The 21213-nt window shown below is 37.4% G+C and carries 18 protein-coding genes; all 18 read right to left on the bottom strand.

From position 1 onward, the window contains the following. Positions 1-28: 28 nt before the first annotated feature. A complete protein-coding gene (gene bcbE, locus ACSVDH_RS11765; protein ID WP_439249521.1) occupies positions 29-1267 on the bottom strand; it encodes a bacillibactin exporter BcbE in 1239 nt (412 codons plus the stop codon). Positions 1268-1447: 180 nt separating this feature from the next. Beyond that, positions 1448-2401, bottom strand: coding sequence for an ABC transporter permease (locus ACSVDH_RS11760; RefSeq protein WP_439249799.1), 954 nt, complete (start codon positions 2399-2401; stop codon positions 1448-1450). 6 nt (positions 2402-2407) lie between these two features. Beyond that, entirely contained in the window at positions 2408-3454 is a 1047-nt protein-coding gene (locus ACSVDH_RS11755; protein ID WP_439249520.1) for an ABC transporter permease, read from the bottom strand. Further along, the gene (gene nupO, locus ACSVDH_RS11750) at positions 3451-4980 is read right to left on the bottom strand and encodes a guanosine ABC transporter ATP-binding protein NupO (protein WP_439249519.1); all 1530 of its coding nucleotides are present in this window, start codon (positions 4978-4980) and stop codon (positions 3451-3453) included. Before nupO ends, ACSVDH_RS11755 begins: the two co-directional genes overlap by 4 nt. Before the next feature lie 254 nt (positions 4981-5234). Further along, positions 5235-6308 carry a BMP family lipoprotein gene (locus tag ACSVDH_RS11745; RefSeq protein ID WP_439249518.1) on the bottom strand — a complete coding sequence of 358 codons (1074 nt, stop codon included), beginning with the start codon at positions 6306-6308 and terminating at the stop codon, positions 5235-5237. Between the two features lie 204 nt (positions 6309-6512). Beyond that, on the bottom strand, positions 6513-7238 hold the full coding sequence (locus ACSVDH_RS11740) for a GntR family transcriptional regulator (RefSeq protein WP_439249517.1): 726 nt from the start codon (positions 7236-7238) through the stop codon (positions 6513-6515). A gap of 419 nt (positions 7239-7657) precedes the next feature. Beyond that, the gene (gene spoIIIE / locus ACSVDH_RS11735) at positions 7658-10027 is read right to left on the bottom strand and encodes a DNA translocase SpoIIIE (protein ID WP_439249516.1); all 2370 of its coding nucleotides are present in this window, start codon (positions 10025-10027) and stop codon (positions 7658-7660) included. A 65-nt stretch (positions 10028-10092) separates the two neighbouring features. Continuing rightward, positions 10093-10350 carry a YlzJ-like family protein gene (locus ACSVDH_RS11730; RefSeq protein WP_439249515.1) on the bottom strand — a complete coding sequence of 86 codons (258 nt, stop codon included), beginning with the start codon at positions 10348-10350 and terminating at the stop codon, positions 10093-10095. Continuing rightward, the gene (locus ACSVDH_RS11725; protein WP_299090187.1) at positions 10347-11093 is read right to left on the bottom strand and encodes a ClpP family protease; all 747 of its coding nucleotides are present in this window, start codon (positions 11091-11093) and stop codon (positions 10347-10349) included. Before ACSVDH_RS11725 ends, ACSVDH_RS11730 begins: the two co-directional genes overlap by 4 nt. 317 nt (positions 11094-11410) lie before the next feature. Then, positions 11411-13072, bottom strand: a complete 1662-nt coding sequence (locus tag ACSVDH_RS11720; RefSeq protein ID WP_439249514.1) for a ribonuclease J — start codon at positions 13070-13072, stop codon at positions 11411-11413. 192 nt (positions 13073-13264) lie between these two features. Beyond that, positions 13265-14143, bottom strand: a complete 879-nt coding sequence (gene dapA, locus ACSVDH_RS11715; RefSeq protein ID WP_299090181.1) for a 4-hydroxy-tetrahydrodipicolinate synthase — start codon at positions 14141-14143, stop codon at positions 13265-13267. Positions 14144-14174: 31 nt separating this feature from the next. Further along, on the bottom strand, positions 14175-15392 hold the full coding sequence (gene dapG, locus ACSVDH_RS11710; protein WP_299090178.1) for an aspartate kinase: 1218 nt from the start codon (positions 15390-15392) through the stop codon (positions 14175-14177). Between the two features lie 66 nt (positions 15393-15458). Then, positions 15459-16502 (bottom strand): aspartate-semialdehyde dehydrogenase, encoded by a 1044-nt coding sequence (asd, locus tag ACSVDH_RS11705; protein WP_439249513.1) that lies wholly within the window; start codon positions 16500-16502, stop codon positions 15459-15461. Positions 16503-16632: 130 nt separating this feature from the next. Further along, on the bottom strand, positions 16633-17235 hold the full coding sequence (locus tag ACSVDH_RS11700) for a dipicolinate synthase subunit B (RefSeq protein WP_299090171.1): 603 nt from the start codon (positions 17233-17235) through the stop codon (positions 16633-16635). After that, positions 17235-18131, bottom strand: a complete 897-nt coding sequence (gene dpaA, locus ACSVDH_RS11695; protein WP_439249512.1) for a dipicolinic acid synthetase subunit A — start codon at positions 18129-18131, stop codon at positions 17235-17237. The genes ACSVDH_RS11700 and dpaA overlap by 1 nt, the downstream gene beginning before the upstream one ends. Before the next feature lie 270 nt (positions 18132-18401). After that, complete coding sequence (locus ACSVDH_RS11690) at positions 18402-18659, bottom strand: YlmC/YmxH family sporulation protein (protein ID WP_299090167.1); 258 nt, start codon at positions 18657-18659, stop codon at positions 18402-18404. Between the two features lie 85 nt (positions 18660-18744). Continuing rightward, positions 18745-19983: a M16 family metallopeptidase gene (locus tag ACSVDH_RS11685; RefSeq protein WP_439249511.1), complete on the bottom strand. Its 1239-nt coding sequence runs from the start codon at positions 19981-19983 to the stop codon at positions 18745-18747. Between the two features lie 32 nt (positions 19984-20015). Beyond that, complete coding sequence (locus ACSVDH_RS11680) at positions 20016-21002, bottom strand: polysaccharide deacetylase family protein (RefSeq protein WP_439249510.1); 987 nt, start codon at positions 21000-21002, stop codon at positions 20016-20018. Positions 21003-21213 lie beyond the last annotated feature (211 nt).

Genomic DNA, 21213 nt, shown 5'->3' with positions numbered 1-21213 from the left:
ATAGGGAATAATCCGTATAATCAGCATGTTATGCTAGTTTAGGCATTTGCTTCGAATCAGAATCCTTTTGCGGATCATTTTTCGGTTTTATAAATAGCATGACGATCATAACAGCTAAAAAACTAACCCCTCCTGAGATATAATAGATGAGATGTTCAGAAACCGTCATGAAATAAGCATAAGCCGGGGGACCTGCAGCTACCCCAATAAATCTCATTGAACTATAAATTGAGGTAATTGTCCCTCTATGCTCTTTTTCAATTCCTTCTGTAATGATGGCGTCAAGGCTTGGTAATGTGATCCCAATGCCGATCCCTGTGATGACTAAAAACGCAAATAAAAAAAGAAAAGAGTGTTGGACCCTTATTGCAACAAATGAAAACGTAACAAGACCCATACCGATAAGAATCACTGTTTTCATTAACTGTTTACTTTCTCCAATTTTTTTCCCCGCTACATATGAGCTGACAGAAAGAGCTAATAACGGAATGGCTAAAACCAGCCCTTTTCTAACACCATCAATTTGATAAATCTCTTCAAGCATATCAGATAAATAAAAAAGAACTCCAAATAGCACAAACATGATAATACACCCTACAATAAAAATGGCAAACAGCCACCTGCCATTTTCTTTAAATATATCTTTTATACAATGAGCAAATTTTTTAAATGATTGTTTTTCGTTCTTCTTGTTCTTTGGTACCTTTATAAGAAAAACAACTAATAACACGCTAATGAAACAAAAAAAAGGAATAAACCAAAAAGGCATAAACCATATAAAAGCAGCTAAAACAGCCCCAATTATCGGACTTAATACTTTCCCCGCTGTATTAGCTGTTTCCGTTAAACCTAATCCTGCACTAACCTCTTCATCGTCTTTGAACATATCGCCAACTAACGGTATGACAACCGGTGCGGCACCAGCAGAGCCAATCCCCTGTAAAACCCGTCCTAATAGAATAATCATAAACGGATGATCCATTTGCCAAGAAGCCCATCCAGATACTGCTCCTCCAATACCCGCTATTATTAGACATGGGACCATAACCATCTTTCTACCGAATCGATCTGATAAATAGCCTGCTATTGGAATTAATATAATCGCAACAATTGAATACACTGTTATGATTAACGAAACTTGAAATGAACTTATATATAACTTTTTTGAGATTAAAGGTAGAACTGGTATTAACATTGAATTACCTAATGTCATAACAAGTGGAACAGATGATAATGCTAATAAATCGAGCTTCTTTCCTGCTTCCATCTATGCTTCACCTTATCTGCTTTAATTTTTATTCTTTTACATTTTGTGTAGTTACGATTTAACCTATACTGGGATAAAGTAGCAACTAAAAAAGGAATAATTGGCGTTCAGATAACAACAGAAAAAGCTGTCTCAAATAAGGTCAAACTACCTTTTTGAAACAGCCTTTCAAAAGTATATTTAACGTTTTCCTTTTTCATAAGGAGACCCTAATGCTTTAGGAGAATCCGCACGACCGATAAATCCTGTTAACGCCAATATAGTCAATACATACGGGAGGATAAGTAGGTAAACAGATGGAATATCAGCCAAGAACGGAATTGTTCCTCCAATGATACTTAATCCTTGTGCGAGTCCAAAGAACAAAGCTGCACCCATGGCTCCGAGCGGATGCCATTTACCAAATATGACAGCAGCAAGCGCCATAAATCCTTGGCCGCTTATCGTTGCATGGCTGAAATCCCGAGAAATAATCGTTGCATAAACAGCACCGCCAATCCCAGCCAAAGCACCGCTAAGCATAACTCCAATATATCTCATTTTTGTAACATTAATCCCCATTGTGTCTGCAGCCATCGGATGTTCTCCAACTGAGCGAAGTCGCAGGCCAAATGGTGTTTTGTAAATGACATACCAAACAATAACCGCTAAAAGAATGGCAATGTAAGAAGTAATATATCCACCAGAGAAAAAGATTTTCCCTATTACAGGAATATCACTTAATAATGGTACATCAAATTTATTAAAGCTTATGCTGATCCGATCTGTTTGTCCTTTTTGGTAAATGTTTTTAACCAAAAACAACGTTAGTCCTAAAGCCAAAAAGTTAATGGCTACACCGCTAACTACCTGATCAGCTTTAAAGGTAATAGAAGCAACCGCATGAAGCAAAGAGAAAACAGATGCAGCAATCATTGCAGCTAAAATGGCGAACCAAGGTGTCGCGCTGCCAAAAATTTCAGCGAAATGTAAATTAAACACAATACCGACAAATGCACCAATGATCATTAAGCCCTCGAGACCAATATTTACTACACCTGAGCGCTCACTAAATACACCACCGAGAGCAGTGAAAATAAGTGGAGCTGCCACAAACAACGCGGTTGGAATGATGATTTCTAAAGCTTGTAAAATGCTCACTTATTTCCCCTCCTTTTTAAAACGAGATAAAATCCATCTAATGAAATAGCTTGAAGCTACGAAGAAGATAATAAGCGCAATGACGATTTCAACAAGCTCATTGGGAACACCTGCTTCTGAAGGCATGTTTAAGGCTCCGACTTTTAATCCGCCAAATAAGGCGGCAGCAAAAATTATACCTAGCGCTGAGTTTCCTCCGATCAGAGCAACTGCGATTCCGTCAAAACCAATCCCTGTAAAACCGCTTTTTACAGAAACATATTCAAATGTTCCTAAACCTTCCATTGCTCCGGCCACACCAGCAAATGCTCCTGATATAACCATGGAAAGAATAATATTACGATTTACATTCATCCCAGAATAATGTGCAGCATGATGATTAAAACCAACTGCACGCAGCTCATAACCCTTTGTTGTTTTTTCTAAAAGAAACCACATAATAAAAGCAGCTATTAGTGCAATGAAAATTCCATAGTGCATCCGTGAATAATCCGTTAATAACTCAAAAGATTCAGATCGCAAGGATGCAGTCGGAAATATGTTTTCGGTTTTATCGTCATTATCTGTAATCACATCTCGAATAAGCGCATTTGTTACATGAAGTGCAATGTAGTTCATCATAATCGTGACAATAACCTCATGTACTTTAAATCTCGCTTTTAACAACCCAGGGACAAACCCCCACAAGGCGCCAGCTAATCCAGCAGCAAGAATCGCAAGTGGAAGATGGATAATGGCAGGTAATTCAAATGCTACTCCAACCCAGACTGCTGCAAGCCAGCCAACGATTACTTGCCCTTCAACACCGATATTAAAAAGCCCAGTACGAAAAGCAAACGCCACGGCTAAACCTGTTAAGATATATGGGGTTAATTGTCTAATCGTTTCCCCAATATAATAAGATTCACCAAATATTCCATACCATAATGCACTATACCCTGCAATTGGATTGTACCCGCTAACTAACATGATGATCGCTCCGCAGATCAACCCTAATAAAACGGCGATTACTGGAATTAAGATGTTCATATACCGAGTTAGCTTCATGACCTCTCACCTGCTTTCTGACGCTTACTACCAGCCATAAGTAATCCCAACTCTTGTTCAGTTGTTTCTTTTGGATCAACAATATCGACAATTTCGCCTTCATATATTACAGCAATGCGGTCACTTACATTCATGATCTCATCTAATTCGAAAGAAATGAGAAGTACTGCTTTTCCATTATCTCTCTGCTCAATAAGACGACTATGAATAAATTCAATTGCCCCAACATCAAGACCCCGCGTAGGCTGTGCCGCAATTAATAAATCAGGATTTCGATCCACTTCTCGCCCAATAATAGCCTTTTGTTGGTTTCCACCTGACAACGCTCTTGCTAAAGTAGTTGAACTAGGTGTCCTGACATCAAATTCCTCAATTAATTTTTTGGCTTTATCATAAATCGTTTTAAAATTTAAGACACCGTTTTTAGAAAATGGGGACTTGTAATAGGTTTGCAACACCATATTTTCACCGATCGGAAAATCAAGCACTAACCCGTGTTTGTGACGATCCTGCGGAATATGGCCAATACCTGATTCGGTTATTTTCCTTGGATGTGTATTTGTAATATCTTTATTATTTATTTTTATACTTCCAGACTCGACTTTTCTTAAGCCTGTAATCGCTTCAATTAGTTCTGTTTGTCCGTTTCCATCTACTCCGGCAATACCGACTATTTCACCTGCACGAACTGATAAATTTAATGAATTGACCATCTGCACCTGGCGATTATCTTTTACAACTAAATTCTCAATTGTTAAAACATCTTCCTTTGGTGTTGCAGGAACCTTTTCAGTTGTAAATGAAACCTCCCGGCCAACCATAAGAGATGCAAGCTCATTTGGATTTGTCTCAGCAACATTTACTGTACCGATCCCCTCACCCTTGCGAATAACTGTTACTCTGTCACAAACCTCCATAATTTCCTTGAGTTTATGTGTGATCAAAATAATCGATTTTCCTTCATTAATTAATGTTTTTAGAATTTGAATCAATTCTTTTATTTCCTGTGGTGTCAAAACAGCGGTCGGTTCATCAAAAATCAATATTTCTGCACCACGGTACAATGTTTTTAAAATTTCAACTCTTTGTTGTGCACCCACAGAAATATCAGATATTTTTGCTGTCGGATCAACAGCAAGTCCATATTTCTCGGAAATTTCTTTTACTTGTTTTTCAGCTTCTTTAATATTAATTGAAGGGCCATTTTTCGGTTCATTTCCTAATATAATATTTTCCGTGACTGTAAATGTATCGACAAGCATAAAATGCTGGTGAACCATCCCAATCCCAAGATCATTTGCTATATTTGGATTTGTAATCGCGACTTTTTTCCCTTTTACTCTAATTTCCCCTTTTTCAGGTTGATAAAGACCAAACAAAACATTCATTAAGGTTGACTTACCTGCACCATTTTCTCCGAGTAAAGCATGAATTTCTCCTTTTTTTACTTGAAGGGTAATGTTATCATTTGCGATAATGCCAGGAAATTCCTTACGAATATTCAGCATTTCAATTACATATTCCAAACTTGCTCACACTCCTTTTCCAGAACAAACTGTAATTAAAAACCATTCATTTTTAAGATAGCTGGTATGAAAATCACCAAATGCAAATTATCTAATTAGTTAGAAAATTTGCATTTATTGATTTCAGGAAGAAAGGGGTGACTCTTCAGGTGAAAACCTACTCTAACAAAATTAAATATAGGACTTTTACACTATGTCCACTTAAGTTAGAGAGGTTGCACCTTTTTTAAGCCATCCCCTTAGTCTGTTGATCTTTATTTTGTTGGTACTTCGATCTCACCATTAAGTATTTTTTCTTGGTATTCTTTTACTTTTGCTTTTACTTCATCTGATAAATGTTCATCATGTGGAGCAGGAGCAATACCGATTGCTTCTTCCTCAATACCGTATTCGATCACTTCCCCACCTGGGAAATCACCTGCTGCAGCCTTTTCAGCAAGGTCTTTAACCGCAACGTCAACACGTTTTACCATTGATGTTAAAGTTATGTTAAATTCTTTCCCGTCTTTTGTTTTACCGTTCCCTTCTTCATATTGGTCTTTATCAACACCAATTACCCAAATTTCACGATCCGGATTTTCTACTTTTAAATCAATTGCTTCAGAGAAAACTCCATTTCCAGTTCCACCTGCAGCATGATAAATAATGTCTGCTCCGGCACCATACATGCTAGATGCAATTGCTTTTCCTTTATCAGCCGCATCGAATGCGCCAGCATATTGAATATCTACTTTTGCTTCTGGATTTACAGCCTTAACACCTTCTACAAATCCTACTTCAAACTTTTTAATTAAGTCTGATTCTATACCGCCTACAAAGCCAACTTTATTTGTTTTTGTGGTTAAACCCGCAACGACACCAACAAGGAATGAACCTTGATGCTCTTTAAATGTGATGCTGGCTACATTTGGCTGATCTACAACACTATCAACAATAGCAAAATGTACATCCTTTTGTTGCTGAGCTATCTCTTCAATTGCCCCCTGCAATTTGTAGCCAATTCCATAGATTAGGTCATAGTCCTTACGAGCAAGTGTATTTAAGTTTGTCGCATAGTCTGCGTCACTTTGAGACTGCAGATAGTCAAAACCTTTGCCTTTTTCAAGATTATTTTCTTCACCATATGCTTTAAGCCCTTCCCAAGCTGATTGGTTGAAGGATTTATCATCTACACCGCCAACGTCCGTTACCATTGCGACAGAAAAGTTATCATCTGCAGCTTCTCCGCCGCCTTCTCCAGCTCCCTCATTTTGGCCGCCACCACAGCCTGCTAATAATGTACCTGCAGCCAATATTAAGGATAATGCAAGTCCAAATTTTTTCTTCATGTTAAAAACCCCCTAAGATTTAATGATGTTTAGTTGTTAACTAAACTTTCCTACCAGTGTGCAAATCACCTCCTCACAGGTTAAAATACCCACCATCGTCAGAAATCAACATCTAGGAGATAAGCACTAAACTATATAGATTTTGTATCAAACATTATGTACGAATTATAGGCATTTATGTATTGTTTTGTTTCGATCGATAGCCTATATCCGCTTTCTTACTACATGGAAACTAAAATGATCTGCTCTAAAATAATTTAATGAGTATAAAACTGGACGGTCTTGATTATCAAAATGCATTTGCTTTAATAAAAGCAGTGACGTTTCCGGATCACATTCTAAAATAGGTGAAATTTTTTCATGATATCCAATCGGGTCAATATGTGTGACAGCATAACTAATATATATATTAGCTTTTTCTTCCAATAATTGAAATAAGGATTCTTGCTCATGATCAAAGGTATCCGGTAAAATTTTTGTCGGAATTTTGTCAATACAATACACAACTGGCTCAACATTTGCTGTTCTTACTCTTTCCAGTAGGAATATTTCCTCTTCCTTACCACATTTAAACCTTTTTACATCATCGTCTGTTGCTCCTGTAATAGAGGAAGAAAGAAAAATTGTACCAGGTTTATGGTTTCCTTTTTCTATCATTCCAGTTACACTGTTCAATTGTTCAATACCTGAAGTAAACCTTGGCTTTGAATTAACGAAGGTCCCTACCCCATGCCTTCTTATGATAACGTTTTCTTCCTCAAGGATGCGGAGTGCTTCCCTTAATGTTGCTCTACTTACCCCTAATCCTTTAGAAAGTTCAAATTCAGAAGGCAATTTTTCTTTTTCTCGATATATCCCTTTTTCGATATCTTCTTTAATTTTATCTATAACTTGTAAATACAAGTGACGATTGTCAGATTTAATACTCATTGGCCCGCCCCCTCCTCATTGTATAAGAGATCAGACATCTGATGTTATACACCTATCTCTAATCGAAAATACTATATCATGTTTTAATAAAGAAATAAATAAAAACTATTTAATTTTGTCGAAATTAGTAGAAAACTAAAATAAGTTATCTAAATTTAGTCTTGCACTTCAAGTTTAACGGTATTTGAAATTATTATGATCTCTTTTTATGACATTATTCTTTGTACAAAAATCATTTTACTCGATGCATGCCTTTTCTCTTTTTAAAAATTTAAGTTATTCTTAATGCATTAAGTTCATTTTTCAGGGAAAGTATAGTTTACATAATATTTTTATTGTAAAATTGGACAAGACAAACTTAAAAAAAAGACTAAACAGGATTTTAATTTTCAAAACCTGTTTAGTCTTTAACTTAACGATCAAGATGTTAGTTCTTCATGTTTTTCTTTTGATAGAAGAACATCACGAGGTTTACTTCCCTCATATGGGCCAACTACTCCCCGATCTTCCATTGCATCAATCAATCTTGCCGCACGTGTATAACCAATCCTAAATCTGCGCTGCAGCATCGAGACAGAGGCTGTTTGCATATCAACAACTAGCTGTACAGCCTCATCATATAAATCATCCTGTACTTCACTGGTTGTTTCAACTATTTCAGATGGAATCATCTCTTCTTGATATTGCGCCTTCTGTTGTCCAATAACAAAGTTAACAGTTTGTTCCACCTCTTCGTCAGATAAAAAGGCTCCTTGCACACGGACTGGTTTTGATGCACCTACAGGTAAGAAGAGCATGTCACCTCTGCCTAAAAGTTTTTCAGCGCCTCCCATATCAAGAATTGTTCTTGAATCTGTTTGTGATGATACACTGAATGCGATTCTTGAAGGGATGTTGGCTTTAATCACTCCTGTGATAACATCAACTGACGGCCGCTGAGTCGCGATGATTAAATGAATTCCTGCGGCACGAGCCATTTGTGAGAGCCTTGTAATGGAATCTTCGACATCTGAAGAAGCAACCATCATTAAATCTGCAAGCTCATCAACGATTACGACAATATACGGTAGCTCAGGCTGTAAGGCTGCTTCCTCGTGATTATTCCGTCTGATAATTTCATTGTAGCCTTCGATATTTCGTGTACCGGTATGTGAAAATAGCTCATACCGGCGTTCCATTTCATTTACGACTTTTTTAAGTGCTTGTGAAGCCTTTTTTGGATCAGTTACGACAGGAGCAAGCAAATGTGGCACACCATTGTACACATTTAATTCAACCATTTTCGGATCTATCATCATCAATTTCACTTCATGCGGCTTCGCACGCATCAGAATACTGGTAATAATCCCATTTATACACACACTTTTCCCGCTTCCGGTTGCACCTGCAACGAGTAAGTGAGGCATTTTATTTAATTCAGCTAAAACCGCATCCCCGGAAATATCTCTTCCTAAACCAATTAACAGCTTTGCATCAGGGCGATCATTTGCTTTAGACTCCAATACTTCCCGTAGAGATACCATGGCTATTTCTGAATTTGGCACTTCAATGCCGATTGCCGATTTACCTGGGATAGGCGCTTCAATTCTAATATCCTTTGCTGCTAGAGCTAAGGCTAAATCATCACTTAAATTAACAATTTTACTTACTTTTACCCCAACATCAGGATAAACTTCATATTTTGTCACTGCTGGTCCAAGATGAACTTGGGTAACCTTTGCTTTTACCCCAAAGCTTTGAAAGGTTTTTTCAAGCTTTCTGGCATTTTCATAAATATTTTTCTTATCAGCTTGTTGCGAGTTATGTTTTGGTGCTTTTAATAAATCTAGCGGCGGCAATTCATAATCTTTGTTTTCTACCTCAACAAATGTCATCGGCTGAAGCATTACTTCTTCTTGTGAAGATGGTTCTCCAGCTGATTTCTTTGCTCTTTGTTTCCGCTCTTGTTCCTCAGCAACATCTACTTGTAGTGAAGGATTGTCCATTGTATGTATAACCATTTCCTGTAGTTCTCCACTTTCAGAGAAGCTAGAGATGATTGGCTGCAGCTCTTCTTCCTCTTCAATAATATCTGGATTAAGTTCACTTGTTTCTTCCCTTTTTCTCTCTTTACGTTTTTGTTTTTTCTTCTCATGTCTTTTTTTCATCGCAGAAGGGATGCTTTTCATATCATTTTTAAACCCAATTGCCTGAGACTTAATAAACCTTCCAATTGGCACTAATATCTTGGCTAAGGTTGCTTGCAGAGAACGACCTGTAATTAAAATAATTCCGATTACGATTAAAACGATCGCGATTATTTTAGAGCCAGCTTCCGCAAAGAGGTAGTAGGATGCAGCAAATAGCAGAGCCCCTAACATACCTCCACCTAAATCAACGGTACTTGCTTCACCTCTTACATCCATCCAAAATAATTGAAGTGTATTAGAGAGTACACTCGGGGAAGCAAATGTCCCGTTATGTGAAAGCATTTTGAAAAGCGTGACATGACTTAATAATAATAAAGAAGCCGTCACACAATAAACCCCAACCATTTGTCTGTTAAATAATGAGGGAATTTGCCTTTTCCATATTAAATAAAATGAAAAAAGAACAACGCCAATGAGAAAGAGCATGTACCATTCTCCACTAAAAAAACGAAATAAATGGACGAATGTTACACCAACAAAGCCCAGCTTTGAAATGGCGATGAGAGCAATCGCCAAAATAATTAAACCTGCTAACTCATATTTTAAGATTTTTTTCCAATCATCCTTTGACTTCCTTTGTTTTCTTTTTCGCTTCGCCATAACTAATCACCTATGTATCATAAATTTCTTTAGAAATGAAGAAAGCAGCCGAAAAACTGGCTGCCTCATCGTTGTCTTCCTATTATACCATAATTCCCCTCTTTGGTAGAAACAGACATGGTAATTTTTTGTCCAGGACAATATTGACTATCAAGGAAATGGCGGGGATCACTGCTTAAAACTCGTACAATTTCATATTGTGCGTTTGAACCTTCTTGAACAAGAAGCTGAACACCATTCATTTCAATGACAGTCTGTTTTTTATATTCGTCCTCTTGTGTTGGAAACATTAACTGCTCCGGCATCATTGTATAAAAGATCATTGAAGCACCTGCTTTTCACTCGTTTTTTCAAGCATGCTATTCAGCTTTTGCATCGCTTGACCAACGCCGCCGACCTCATCAATTAATCCGTATTGTACGGCATCCTTCCCAACGACATTTGTTCCAATATCACGCGTTAAATTGCCTTTTGAAAACATTAGTTCTTTAAATTTCTCTTCACTAATATTTGAGTGCTTTGTGACAAAATTAATGACTCGATCCTGCATTTTATCTAAGTATTCAAAGGTTTGCGGCACACCAATGACTAAACCTGTTAACCGGACCGGGTGAATAGTCATTGTTGCGGTTTCAACGATAAAGGAATGATCACACGAGACAGCAATTGGAACACCAATCGAATGCCCGCCTCCCAAAACAATAGAAACTGTTGGTTTAGATATCGTGGCCAGCATTTCTGCAATCGCCAAACCTGCTTCAACATCACCGCCAACCGTATTCAAAATGACCAATAACCCTTCAATGTTTGGATTTTGTTCAATTGCAACGATTTGCGGGATCACATGCTCATATTTCGTTGTTTTGTTTTGCGGTGGAAGCTGAATATGTCCTTCAATTTGTCCTACAATTGTTAAGCAATGAATTTTTGACTCTTGTCCCATTTGCGGGACATTCGTTTGCCCTAATTGCTGAATTTTATCGACAATTGTGCTTTCTTTTCCTTCTTGCTTTTCACTGCCTTCATTTTGATCGTTGCCTTGTATGTAATGATCATGAGTTGCCATGTTTCATCACCCTTTCTTTTCATTCTTATTGTAGTATTTACAACCATTTGCATTTCATGCGAATGAAAGAAAATCCTACAAGGTTTCTTTTATAAAAGATGTTGTTTTTGAATAGGACTATTAAAATTGGCTGTTGCTTTCTTCTGCAGGCGCTCATCTTAGCTGAAGAGCCTTCTTACTGCTTCCACATTTGCGGGATCTCCCCTATTCTTTTTCTACTTAAAAAGAAGCTGACACCTTTTGTCAGCTTCTTTTATTTATTCATCATTCTTTTATAAGCGTTTTCACCCGTATAGAATGGAATTTTGCTGAAAAAATTAAATTTCCATAATAATTGGTAAAATCATTGGTCTTCTTTTCGTTTTTTCATATAGGAATTGATTGAGTGCTTCTCTTATACTAAGCTTTAATGCTGACCATTCAATGGTATACTCTTGCATGCTTTTTTCCACGATAGAAGTAACAATTTCATTGGCATGGCCGATCAGCTCTTCTGATTCTCTTACATACACAAACCCTCTTGTGATAATCTCCGGACCAGAAATAATTTTCTTTTTCTGTTTATCCAACGTGACGACAACAATTAATATTCCATCCTGGGATAATAAACGACGATCACGAAGGACGATGTTTCCAACGTCACCGATGCCCAGTCCGTCGATTAAAATATTGCCCGAAGGAACCTTAGCACCAGTATTTACATTATTTCCTTTAAACTCAATGACGTCGCCTTTTTCGACTAAAAAGATGTTTTCCTCATTCACCCCTACTTGCTTTGCTAGTTTAGCATGAGCCTTTTGCATTTTATATTCTCCATGAATCGGAATAAAGAATGTTGGCTTAGTAAGGTTGAGCATCATTTTTAATTCTTCTTGGTGACCATGGCCTGAAACGTGAATTTGCTTTTGCCCAAATACGACATTGGCACCTGCTCTAAATAATAAATCAATTGTTTTTGAGAAAACCAGTTCATGTCCAGGTATCGGTGTTGCCGCTACCAGAACAGTGTCCCCATGTTTTACATTTACTTGTTTATGAGACTGCTTCGCCATTCTTGATAATACAGCTAACGGTTCTCCCTGATTGCTAGTTGTAAGGATGGCAATTTCATTTTTAGGGTACTTGTCTATATCATTAACAGAAATGATTATGTCTTCTTCAACCTCAATATATCCTAGATTAATAGCTAAATTAAGGATATTTTTCATGTTTTTCCCAACTATTGCCAGTTTGCGATTATTTTTCAATGCAGCGTTTATGACTTGCTGAATTCGATAAAGGTTGGAAGCAAATACTGCAACAATGACTCTGCCTTCTGCATCATACATTACATCAGAAATTTCACTGCCGACAATCGCCTCTGATCCTGAATAGCCAGGTTTTTCAGCGTTGATACTGTCAGATAATAAACATAATACGCCCGCTTCACCAATTTTAGCAATTGTTGCAATATCCATTAAATTTTCACCAATAGGTGTTTGATCAAATTTAAAATCTCCTGTATGAACAATCGATCCCATCGTCGTTAAAAAACTTATTCCTACTGAATCAGGGATGCTGTGATTAGTTTTAAAAAAAGAAATCTCTGTACTTGAAAAACGCAATAATGTTTCACTATCAATTTCTTTCACTAAAACATTTTGTTTTATACGGTTTTCTTTTAATTTTTCACTCAATAAAGCCAATGTTAGTTTAGTCCCGTAAATAGGAACACTTAAATTATTTAATAGATAGAAAATTCCTCCGATATTCTCATCATGACCATGTGTTAAAAAAATACCTCTTACACGTTCTTTATTTTCTTTTAAATATGTAATGTCAGGTATAACCATATCAATTCCTAACATTTCACCCTCAGGATACATCAATCCTGCATCTACGACAAAAATATCCGTGTTAATTTCCACTACAAACATATTTTTACCGACTTCACCTACGCCCCCCAAGGCAATTAATTTAATCGTTTCTGTCTTTTCCATGATTTAATAAATCCTCCCCACTGAAGTACCCGTTCAACGTCACTTAGAAACATTATAACTGATGAAAGAAATGGAATACAAGGAAATTTTGGTCGTATAGTTTTTATGTAAGTTCATTGTCAAAAAATTTCCAATAATTAATTCAGGGTCTGATCCAAGAGGATCAGACCCTGAGAAAAAGACAAACATTAATTATTTTAGATAGGTATTCATTACCTCAATTAACTCATTGCGTTCGCTGCTTGTCAATGGCACCAATGGCAAGCGCACAGATCCAACATCAATCCCTTTAACCTGCAGAGCTGTTTTTACTGGTGTTGGATTTGGAGAAGCAAATAACTGCTTTACAACCGGCAACAATGTGCGATGTTGTTTTGCTGCTGCAGCATAGTCTCCATTAATAAATGAAGAAATCATTGATTGCATTTCTGTTCCAGCAATATGGGAAGCAACAGAGACAACTCCGACTCCGCCAATTGATAATACTGGTATTGTTAATGCATCATCACCAGTATAAAGGGCAAAATCATCTTTCGTTCTTGAAATAATTTCTGACATTGCATCTAAATCACCGCTTGCTTCTTTTATTGCCACAATATTAGGAAGCTCTGATAATCTTACAATTGTATCAACGGACAAATTAATTACACTTCTGCCAGGAATATTATAAAGCATAACCGGGAGTTTAGTTGATTCAGCAATTGCTTTAAAATGTTGATAAAGCCCTTCCTGACTAGGCTTATTATAATAAGGGACAACAAGCATAATCGCATCAACGCCAGCTTCCTCAGCTTTTTTCGTTAAATGAATGGACGCTGCCGTATTATTGCTGCCCGTTCCTGCAATGACAGGAACTCTCCCATTTACTTCTTTAACTGTATGTTTAAAAAGAGCAATTTTCTCTTCTGTACTTAGTGTAGGCGATTCACCAGTTGTACCGGCAATAACCAATGAATCAGATCCATGATTGATCAAATAGTCAATTAATATTGAAGTTTTTTGAAAGTCGATATTTCCATTTTTATCAAACGGCGTGATCATCGCTGTAGAAAGCCTTCCAAAATGAATCATTCTAAACTCTCACTCCTCTTTTTGCCAACTCTTAATTTGAAAGATCGAACGCTTCGTGTAAAGCATTTACTGCTTTTATCATATCCTCTTCTTTTACCAATACCCAAATTGTCGTATGACTATCTGCGGATTGCAGAATTTGGATGCCTTTTTCGGATAATGCTGTTACAATTTTAGCTGTTACACCAGGAACCCCCATGATTCCTGCTCCAACTGTTGACACCTTTGCACAATGTCTATTTATAATTGGCTCATAACCGAGAGATCTTAATATATCAACTGCTCGATCTGTTACCTTATCTGGCACTGTATAAATGACACCCTTTGGAGTTATATTGAAAAAGTCAACACTTATACCATCCTTGGCCATCGCTTTAAATACTTCCGTCTGGACATCATATTGCCCTTCCTTTGCGTTCACTTTTATTTGAGTCACATCGGAAACATGTGCAATTCCGGTTATAAGACGCTCATAAACATCGCTTCCTCGTTTTTTCGAATGATTTGATGTTACAAGAGTTCCAGATGACTGTGAATAAGTAGAACGGACTCTAATCGGTACTTCTGATTGCATCGCAATTTCAACAGCACGAGGATGGATGACCTTGGCCCCTTGATAGGCAAGGTTAACAATTTCTGTATAAGTTACTGTTGAAAGTGGTTTTGCATTTTCAACAATTCTAGGGTCAGCGGTCATTACTCCTTCAACATCTGTGAAGATATCGACAAATTCAGCATCCAATGCCGCTCCCAATGCTGCAGCTGAAGTATCACTTCCACCTCGTCCAATTGTTGTTATATCACCTGTTTTTATAGACGCTCCTTGAAATCCGGCGACAACGACAACATCATGGTCACCGAGTGTTTCAAGAAGGCGGTCACACTTCATTTCAAGGATCTTTGCATTCGTATGCTCATTACTGGTTACAAAACCTGCCTGAGCCCCATTTAAAGCTGTAGCTTTTATTCCATTTTGATTCAACATGCTTGAAAAAACGATGGATGAAATTATTTCTCCACAGGAAAGAAGCATATCCTGCTCTCTGTTAGAAATCATCTCGACATCTCCATATAGTAATCCCAGCAATGTATCGGTTGCATATGGATCACCTTTTCTGCCCATGGCAGAAACAACGACTACTACCTTATATCCTATTTCAATCGCTTCCTGTATATGGGCTAATGCCATTTTTCGCCCGTGGTCATCCTTTACGGACGTTCCTCCGAATTTTTGCACGATAATTTTCATTGTAACACCTCTACTATAGACGTGAGAGAAGAGAGCTGGTTATCCATGCTCTCTTCCTGATAAAGATTAAACTAATTGTAATTTAACTAGACTTTCTGCAATTTGTACTGAATTCCATGCTGCACCTTTTAAGAGATTATCGGAAACAATCCACATATGAAAACCGTTTTCGCGGTCTAAATCTTTACGAATTCTGCCCACAAAAACATCGTTTTTACCTACGCAATGAGCCGGCATTGGATAAATCTGCTGTGATGGATCGTCTTGCAGTGTTACGCCGTCTGAATCTCTTAATAATTCTTTTACCTGATCTACAGAAACATCGTTTTGATCAAGTTCTACATATACAGACTCTGAATGTCCCGTTTCAACTGGTAAACGAACACAAGTTGCCGCTACTTGCAGCTTTGGCATACTCATAATTTTTTTCGTTTCATTTATCATTTTCATTTCCTCAAATGTAAATCCATTGTCTTGGAATTTATCAATTTGCGGAATCGCATTAAAGGCAATTTGATAGTGTTTTTCATCACCTTTTACTGGAAGAATTTCCGGAGTATATTCTTCGCCATTAAGGATCGCTTGTGCTTGCTGTTTTAGTTCATTAATTGCTGCAGCACCTGCACCTGATACAGCTTGATAGGTTGAAACAATCACTTTATTTAAGCCATATTGCTTACGAAGCGGTTCAAGTGCAACAACCATTTGGATTGTAGAACAGTTTGGATTTGCAATGATTCCATTGTGATTTCTTAATTCTTCTTCGTTTACTTCTGGTACTACGAGAGGAACATTTTCGTCCATGCGGTATGCACTTGTGTTATCAACAACAATTGCACCGCGTTTTACCGCTTCAGGTGCAAGTTGTTTTGATACACTGCCTCCCGCACTAAATAAGGCAATTTGCACTCCTTCAAAGCTGTTCGGTGTTGCCGCTTGCACAATATATTCTTCGTTTCTGAACGTAATTTTTGTCCCTGCAGAACGTTCAGACGAAAGCAAAGTTAGTTTTGAAATTGGAAAATTACGTTTTTCCAGAGTTTGAAGCATTTGCTGCCCTACTGCTCCAGTTGCTCCGACTACTGCTACATGATAACCTTTTGCTTCCATTAACCACTAGCTCCTTCCAGCTACCTTAATCAGTCATATTAAAATAGCTTCAAATCATTTACGTACTATTCTATCACATTAATTGTCGAATGGACTCATAAATTTATCATTGTTTTATTGAATTTTTAAATTATTTTTCTAAATCGCGATATTTTTCTACGACAACAGGCTGTAATTGCTTCCCCTCTAATGCTGCCAGTACAGTATCAAGCAATGAGTCCATTCTTGCAACCATTGAATTAGGTTTTTGAAGCGGAGCATCCTGACCAAAAGGAACAAAATAGATATCTTTTGTTGCCATTAACCTCATAAGATTAACACCATTTAATCCAAGAGCATCATTTGTTGAAATCCCGACTACGACCGGGCGATGAGTTCTTAATGTTGCTTTAGCAGCCATTAATACCGGTGAGTCTGTCATCGCATTTGCAAACTTACTCATAGAGTTCCCTGTTAATGGTGCAATGACCATGCAATCAAGCGGAAGTTTTGGACCTAATGGTTCCGCCTTTACGATTGAATCGATTACTTCATTCCCTGTAAGTTGCTCAATTTTTTCAACCCATTCACCGGCAGCTCCGAAACGAGTAGTTGTATTTTTAACAGTGAATGATACAACAGGGATCACATCTGCACCTTCATCTAAAATTGATTTAATTTGCGGATATACTTCTTCATATGTGCAATGAGAACCCGTAATGCCAAATCCTATACGTTTTCCTTTTAACTTCATTAAGAAGACCCCTTTCCTTCTAATAAATCATTCAAAAGCTGTGTGAGAACATTCGCAACGATTTGGCCTGCTGTTTTAGGGGCAACAATTCCAGGTAAACCTGGTGCCAAAAGTGCTTTGATTCCCCGTTTTTCTGCATAACGAAAATCAGTACCTCCTGGCTTTGATGCCAAATCAACGATTAACGTGTGTGCCGGCATACTGGAAATCACCTGCGCCGTAATGATCAAGTGTGGGATCGTATTAATACATACATCAATGTCTTTTACTTCATTTTTTAAATGTTCTAAGGAAAATGGAGTTAGCCCCATTTCCGTAATTCTTGCTAAGTGGGCAGTATCTCTTGCACCAACCTTTACCTTAGCTCCTAGTGCTGAAAACGTTCTAGCTACACTCATCCCTACTCTGCCAAGACCTAAAACTGCAATTTTTGAGCCATGGATCGTGATATCAGTGTGTTGGATGACCATCATGATCGTTCCTTCAACGGTTGGAATTGAATTGTATATAGCAACATCATCTCGTTCAAAAAGCTGGATTAACTTGCGATTTGTTGTTTGAACAAGCTTATCTAAGTAAGAATTTGTTATACCGGAATAAATTACACAATGTGGCGGAGTTTGTAAAACTAAATCCTCCGTTAGCTTAACCTCTTCATTTGAAAACACTGTTTCAATAATCCCCTCTTGATTTGTTCCAGGGATAGGCAGAATAATTGCATCTATTTCTTTAAATATAACCTCATCTATCTTTGCTTTCGTAGCACCAGTAAATCCGTGGTCTAATTGGTCAAAACCGATGAGAAATAGCTTTGCGTCTAGTTCAGTTAATTTTCGGATCACTTCAAGCTGCCTTGCATCGCCACCGATAACAGCTACGTTTAATCCTGTTAACATGTTGATCGTTCACCTTCTTTTCGGCATGTTATCTGTTTTGAGTTCTTTGATTTCCTAGAATAACTTACTTCAACATACTATGTAGAAACTTCAATATGGGTGAATAACATGAGGAAATTTGATGGGAGGGACTTCGTTTATGCTCTTTTAAGGAAGACGCTTCATTTAAAAGCGATCTTACATGAATGATGAAAAGTGTTGTGTAAGAATTTAAAAAAAGGCTGTCTCAGTTAAAAGGTTTTATCCTTCCTGAGTCAGCCCAATATGGTTCTATTCAACATTTTCATTCTGATCATCTGGAATATCAAGGATGATCATATCCGTACCAATTTTTTTTATATGCTGCCATGGAACACGAATCTCCTGGCCCTGTTTCCTAAGACCAAACCACTTTAATGAAGGGATAATTAAGGTTGTGATTTGACCAGTCTGTTCATTAATTTCAAGATCTGTTTGGCCTAAAACTCCTAATCGTTCAGCACGCTTAACATCGACAATTTCTTTTCCGCTTAACTCACTTAATCTCATGGCCATTCCCCCTTTTTACTATCATATCGTTTAACATCATAAAAAAATGCCTACAATTTCTATAAAATTGCAGACATTCAATCATTTATTTTAGTTTTTCCGGCAACTGACCATCCGGACTTATTAAGGCAATCGAATAAGCATCTGAAAATAATTGATTTGCGAGCTTATTCACACTATCTTCAGTAACCTCATTGACCTTTTCAATAATCGAATCCAGTGAACGGTGGCGACCAAGCAAAAGCTCATTTTTTCCATTTCTGCTCATCCGGCTATTTGTACTTTCAAGACTAAGCATTAAGCTCCCCTTCATTTGCTCCTTGCTATTGGCTAATTCTTTTTCCGTTATTCCTTCTGCTTTTAAAGTAGCTAATGTTTCTTGAATGGTTTCAAATAACATATTCAACTGGCTGTTTCCAGTACCGCCATAAATCGTAAGCAGACCATTATCCTCATAGGATGAGTGATAAGAAAATACGGAGTATGCAAGGCCCTTTTGTTCTCTCACATCTTGGAACAAGCGGCTGCTCATACTTCCGCCTAAAATATTATTTAGAACAATCAAACTGTAAATATTATCATGTCCTACCTCCAAGCCGTTAAAGCCAATACAGAGATGCGCTTGTTCCGTATCTTTTTTTCTCGCAAGCTTTTGATCCATAAAGCTCGGCTTTTCAAATTCACGTTTTTTCGAACCAGTTTCATAAGCACCAAAAAGCTTTTCAATTTCTTTAATAAAATCTTCATTAACATTACCGGCCACTGAAACAACAACATTATCTGGTGTATAATAGTTATTCATGTATTCTCTTAACATATCGCCATTAAATGTTGCCAGCGTTTCTTCCGTTCCTAAAATAGGGTATCCAAGCGGATGTTCACCATATGTAGCACGACTTAAAATATCATGTACAATATCATCTGGAGTATCTTCATACATTTTGATCTCTTCATAAACTACATTCTTTTCTTTTTTAAGCTCTTCTTCATCAAAGGTGGAATGAAAAAACATATCTGCTAATACATCTAATGCATATTTGGCATGGTCATCAAGTACCTTTGCATAATAGCATGTATATTCTTTAGAGGTAAATGCATTGACCTGGCCACCAATACTATCAAAGGACTCAGCTATTTCTCTTGCTGTTCTTGTTTTGGTTCCTTTAAAAAACATATGCTCTAAAAAATGGGAGATCCCGTTATTTTTCAAGTTCTCATTACGGGATCCAGTCCCGATCCATATACCAATTGCAACAGAACGGACAGTTGGTATGTTTTCTAATACTATTCTTACTCCGTTTTGACAAGTATATTTTTTTATCACACTTGTTCCTCCTTCATAGGTGCTACAATTCTTCATTCGTCTAGTTTGTTATTTTTTCCAATAACTGATAATCTTTTTTCGTCAACAAGCATTGAGACAGAACCGAATGAATAGCCTTTTTCCTTTATGGATAAGATAAGTGTTTCTAAACTTTCAGCTGTCGAGGAAGTTGGATGCATCAAGATTAATGCTCCGTTATGAACCTTACTCATAACTCTTTGAACTAAAACATGTGGTTGAGGCCGCTGCCAATCTATTGTATCCACACTCCACATAATTGTACCCATATTCATTTCGTCTGCAATTTTTACAACTTCATCTCTGAAGCTACCGCTAGGCGGTGCAAACCAGGTAGGTGTTACATCTGTTACAGACTTAATCACTTCATTTGTTTTTAGCAGCTGTTCTCTAATTTTCGCCTGTGACAACTGACTCATATCAGGATGTGTATAGGAATGATTTCCAACCTCGTGTCCGGCATCAACGATCATTTTCGCCATTTCCGGATTTTCTTTTGCCCACCTTCCTTCTAGAAAGAAGGTAGCTTTTACATGGTATTTATTCAACGTCTCTAACATATCTGGAATATACTCATTTCCCCAAGCGACATTAATGATGAATGAAACCATCGGCTTATCAGGATGTCCCCGATAGATCGGCTCTGCAGGCAGATCTTCTAAATGGACAGATGGTTCAACCTGACGATAGACCAGAAGGTTTTCATCAAAGACTCCCTTTGCCTTCATTTTTTTATAGGATTGATCAAGATCTACCTCTATACCATTATAGCCTGGTGTAGCCTTCCATACTTTATGTATTTCCGCATTTTGGGCAGGGATATTATATTCTATCGCTCTTTTTGCAATCTCTTCGTACAATTCATCCTTTTGCTTTGAGACTGTTACACTTGCTGTCTTCATTTGCTCAACATAAGAAGATGTAAATGGATTTTCAATAAACCCTATGCTAACCGTCAAGATTATAAGAAATCCAACGAATTGAATAATTTTCCTTTGCATTATGTATCCCCCTTTTTACTAAAAAATATGTAAAAAGGGGACAAGGTAGAACCGAAATGCGTAAGTGCCTTGATTAGGTCCGAAAATCATAAGACGAGCATGAATAGAAGGTGTACTTTGCCTTCAATTCATGATTGGCTAGACTTTCGAACCTAGGCGCTGGAGCTAGACACCAAAGTAATTTGCAATAATTACCAATTCATAGTGGAAA

Source organism: Metabacillus sp. Hm71 (assembly GCF_051842955.2).
Classification (GTDB): Bacteria; Bacillota; Bacilli; order Bacillales; family Bacillaceae; genus Metabacillus.
The sequence above is the reverse complement of the archived record's forward strand: the minus strand, read 5'-3'. Positions and strand labels throughout refer to the sequence as shown.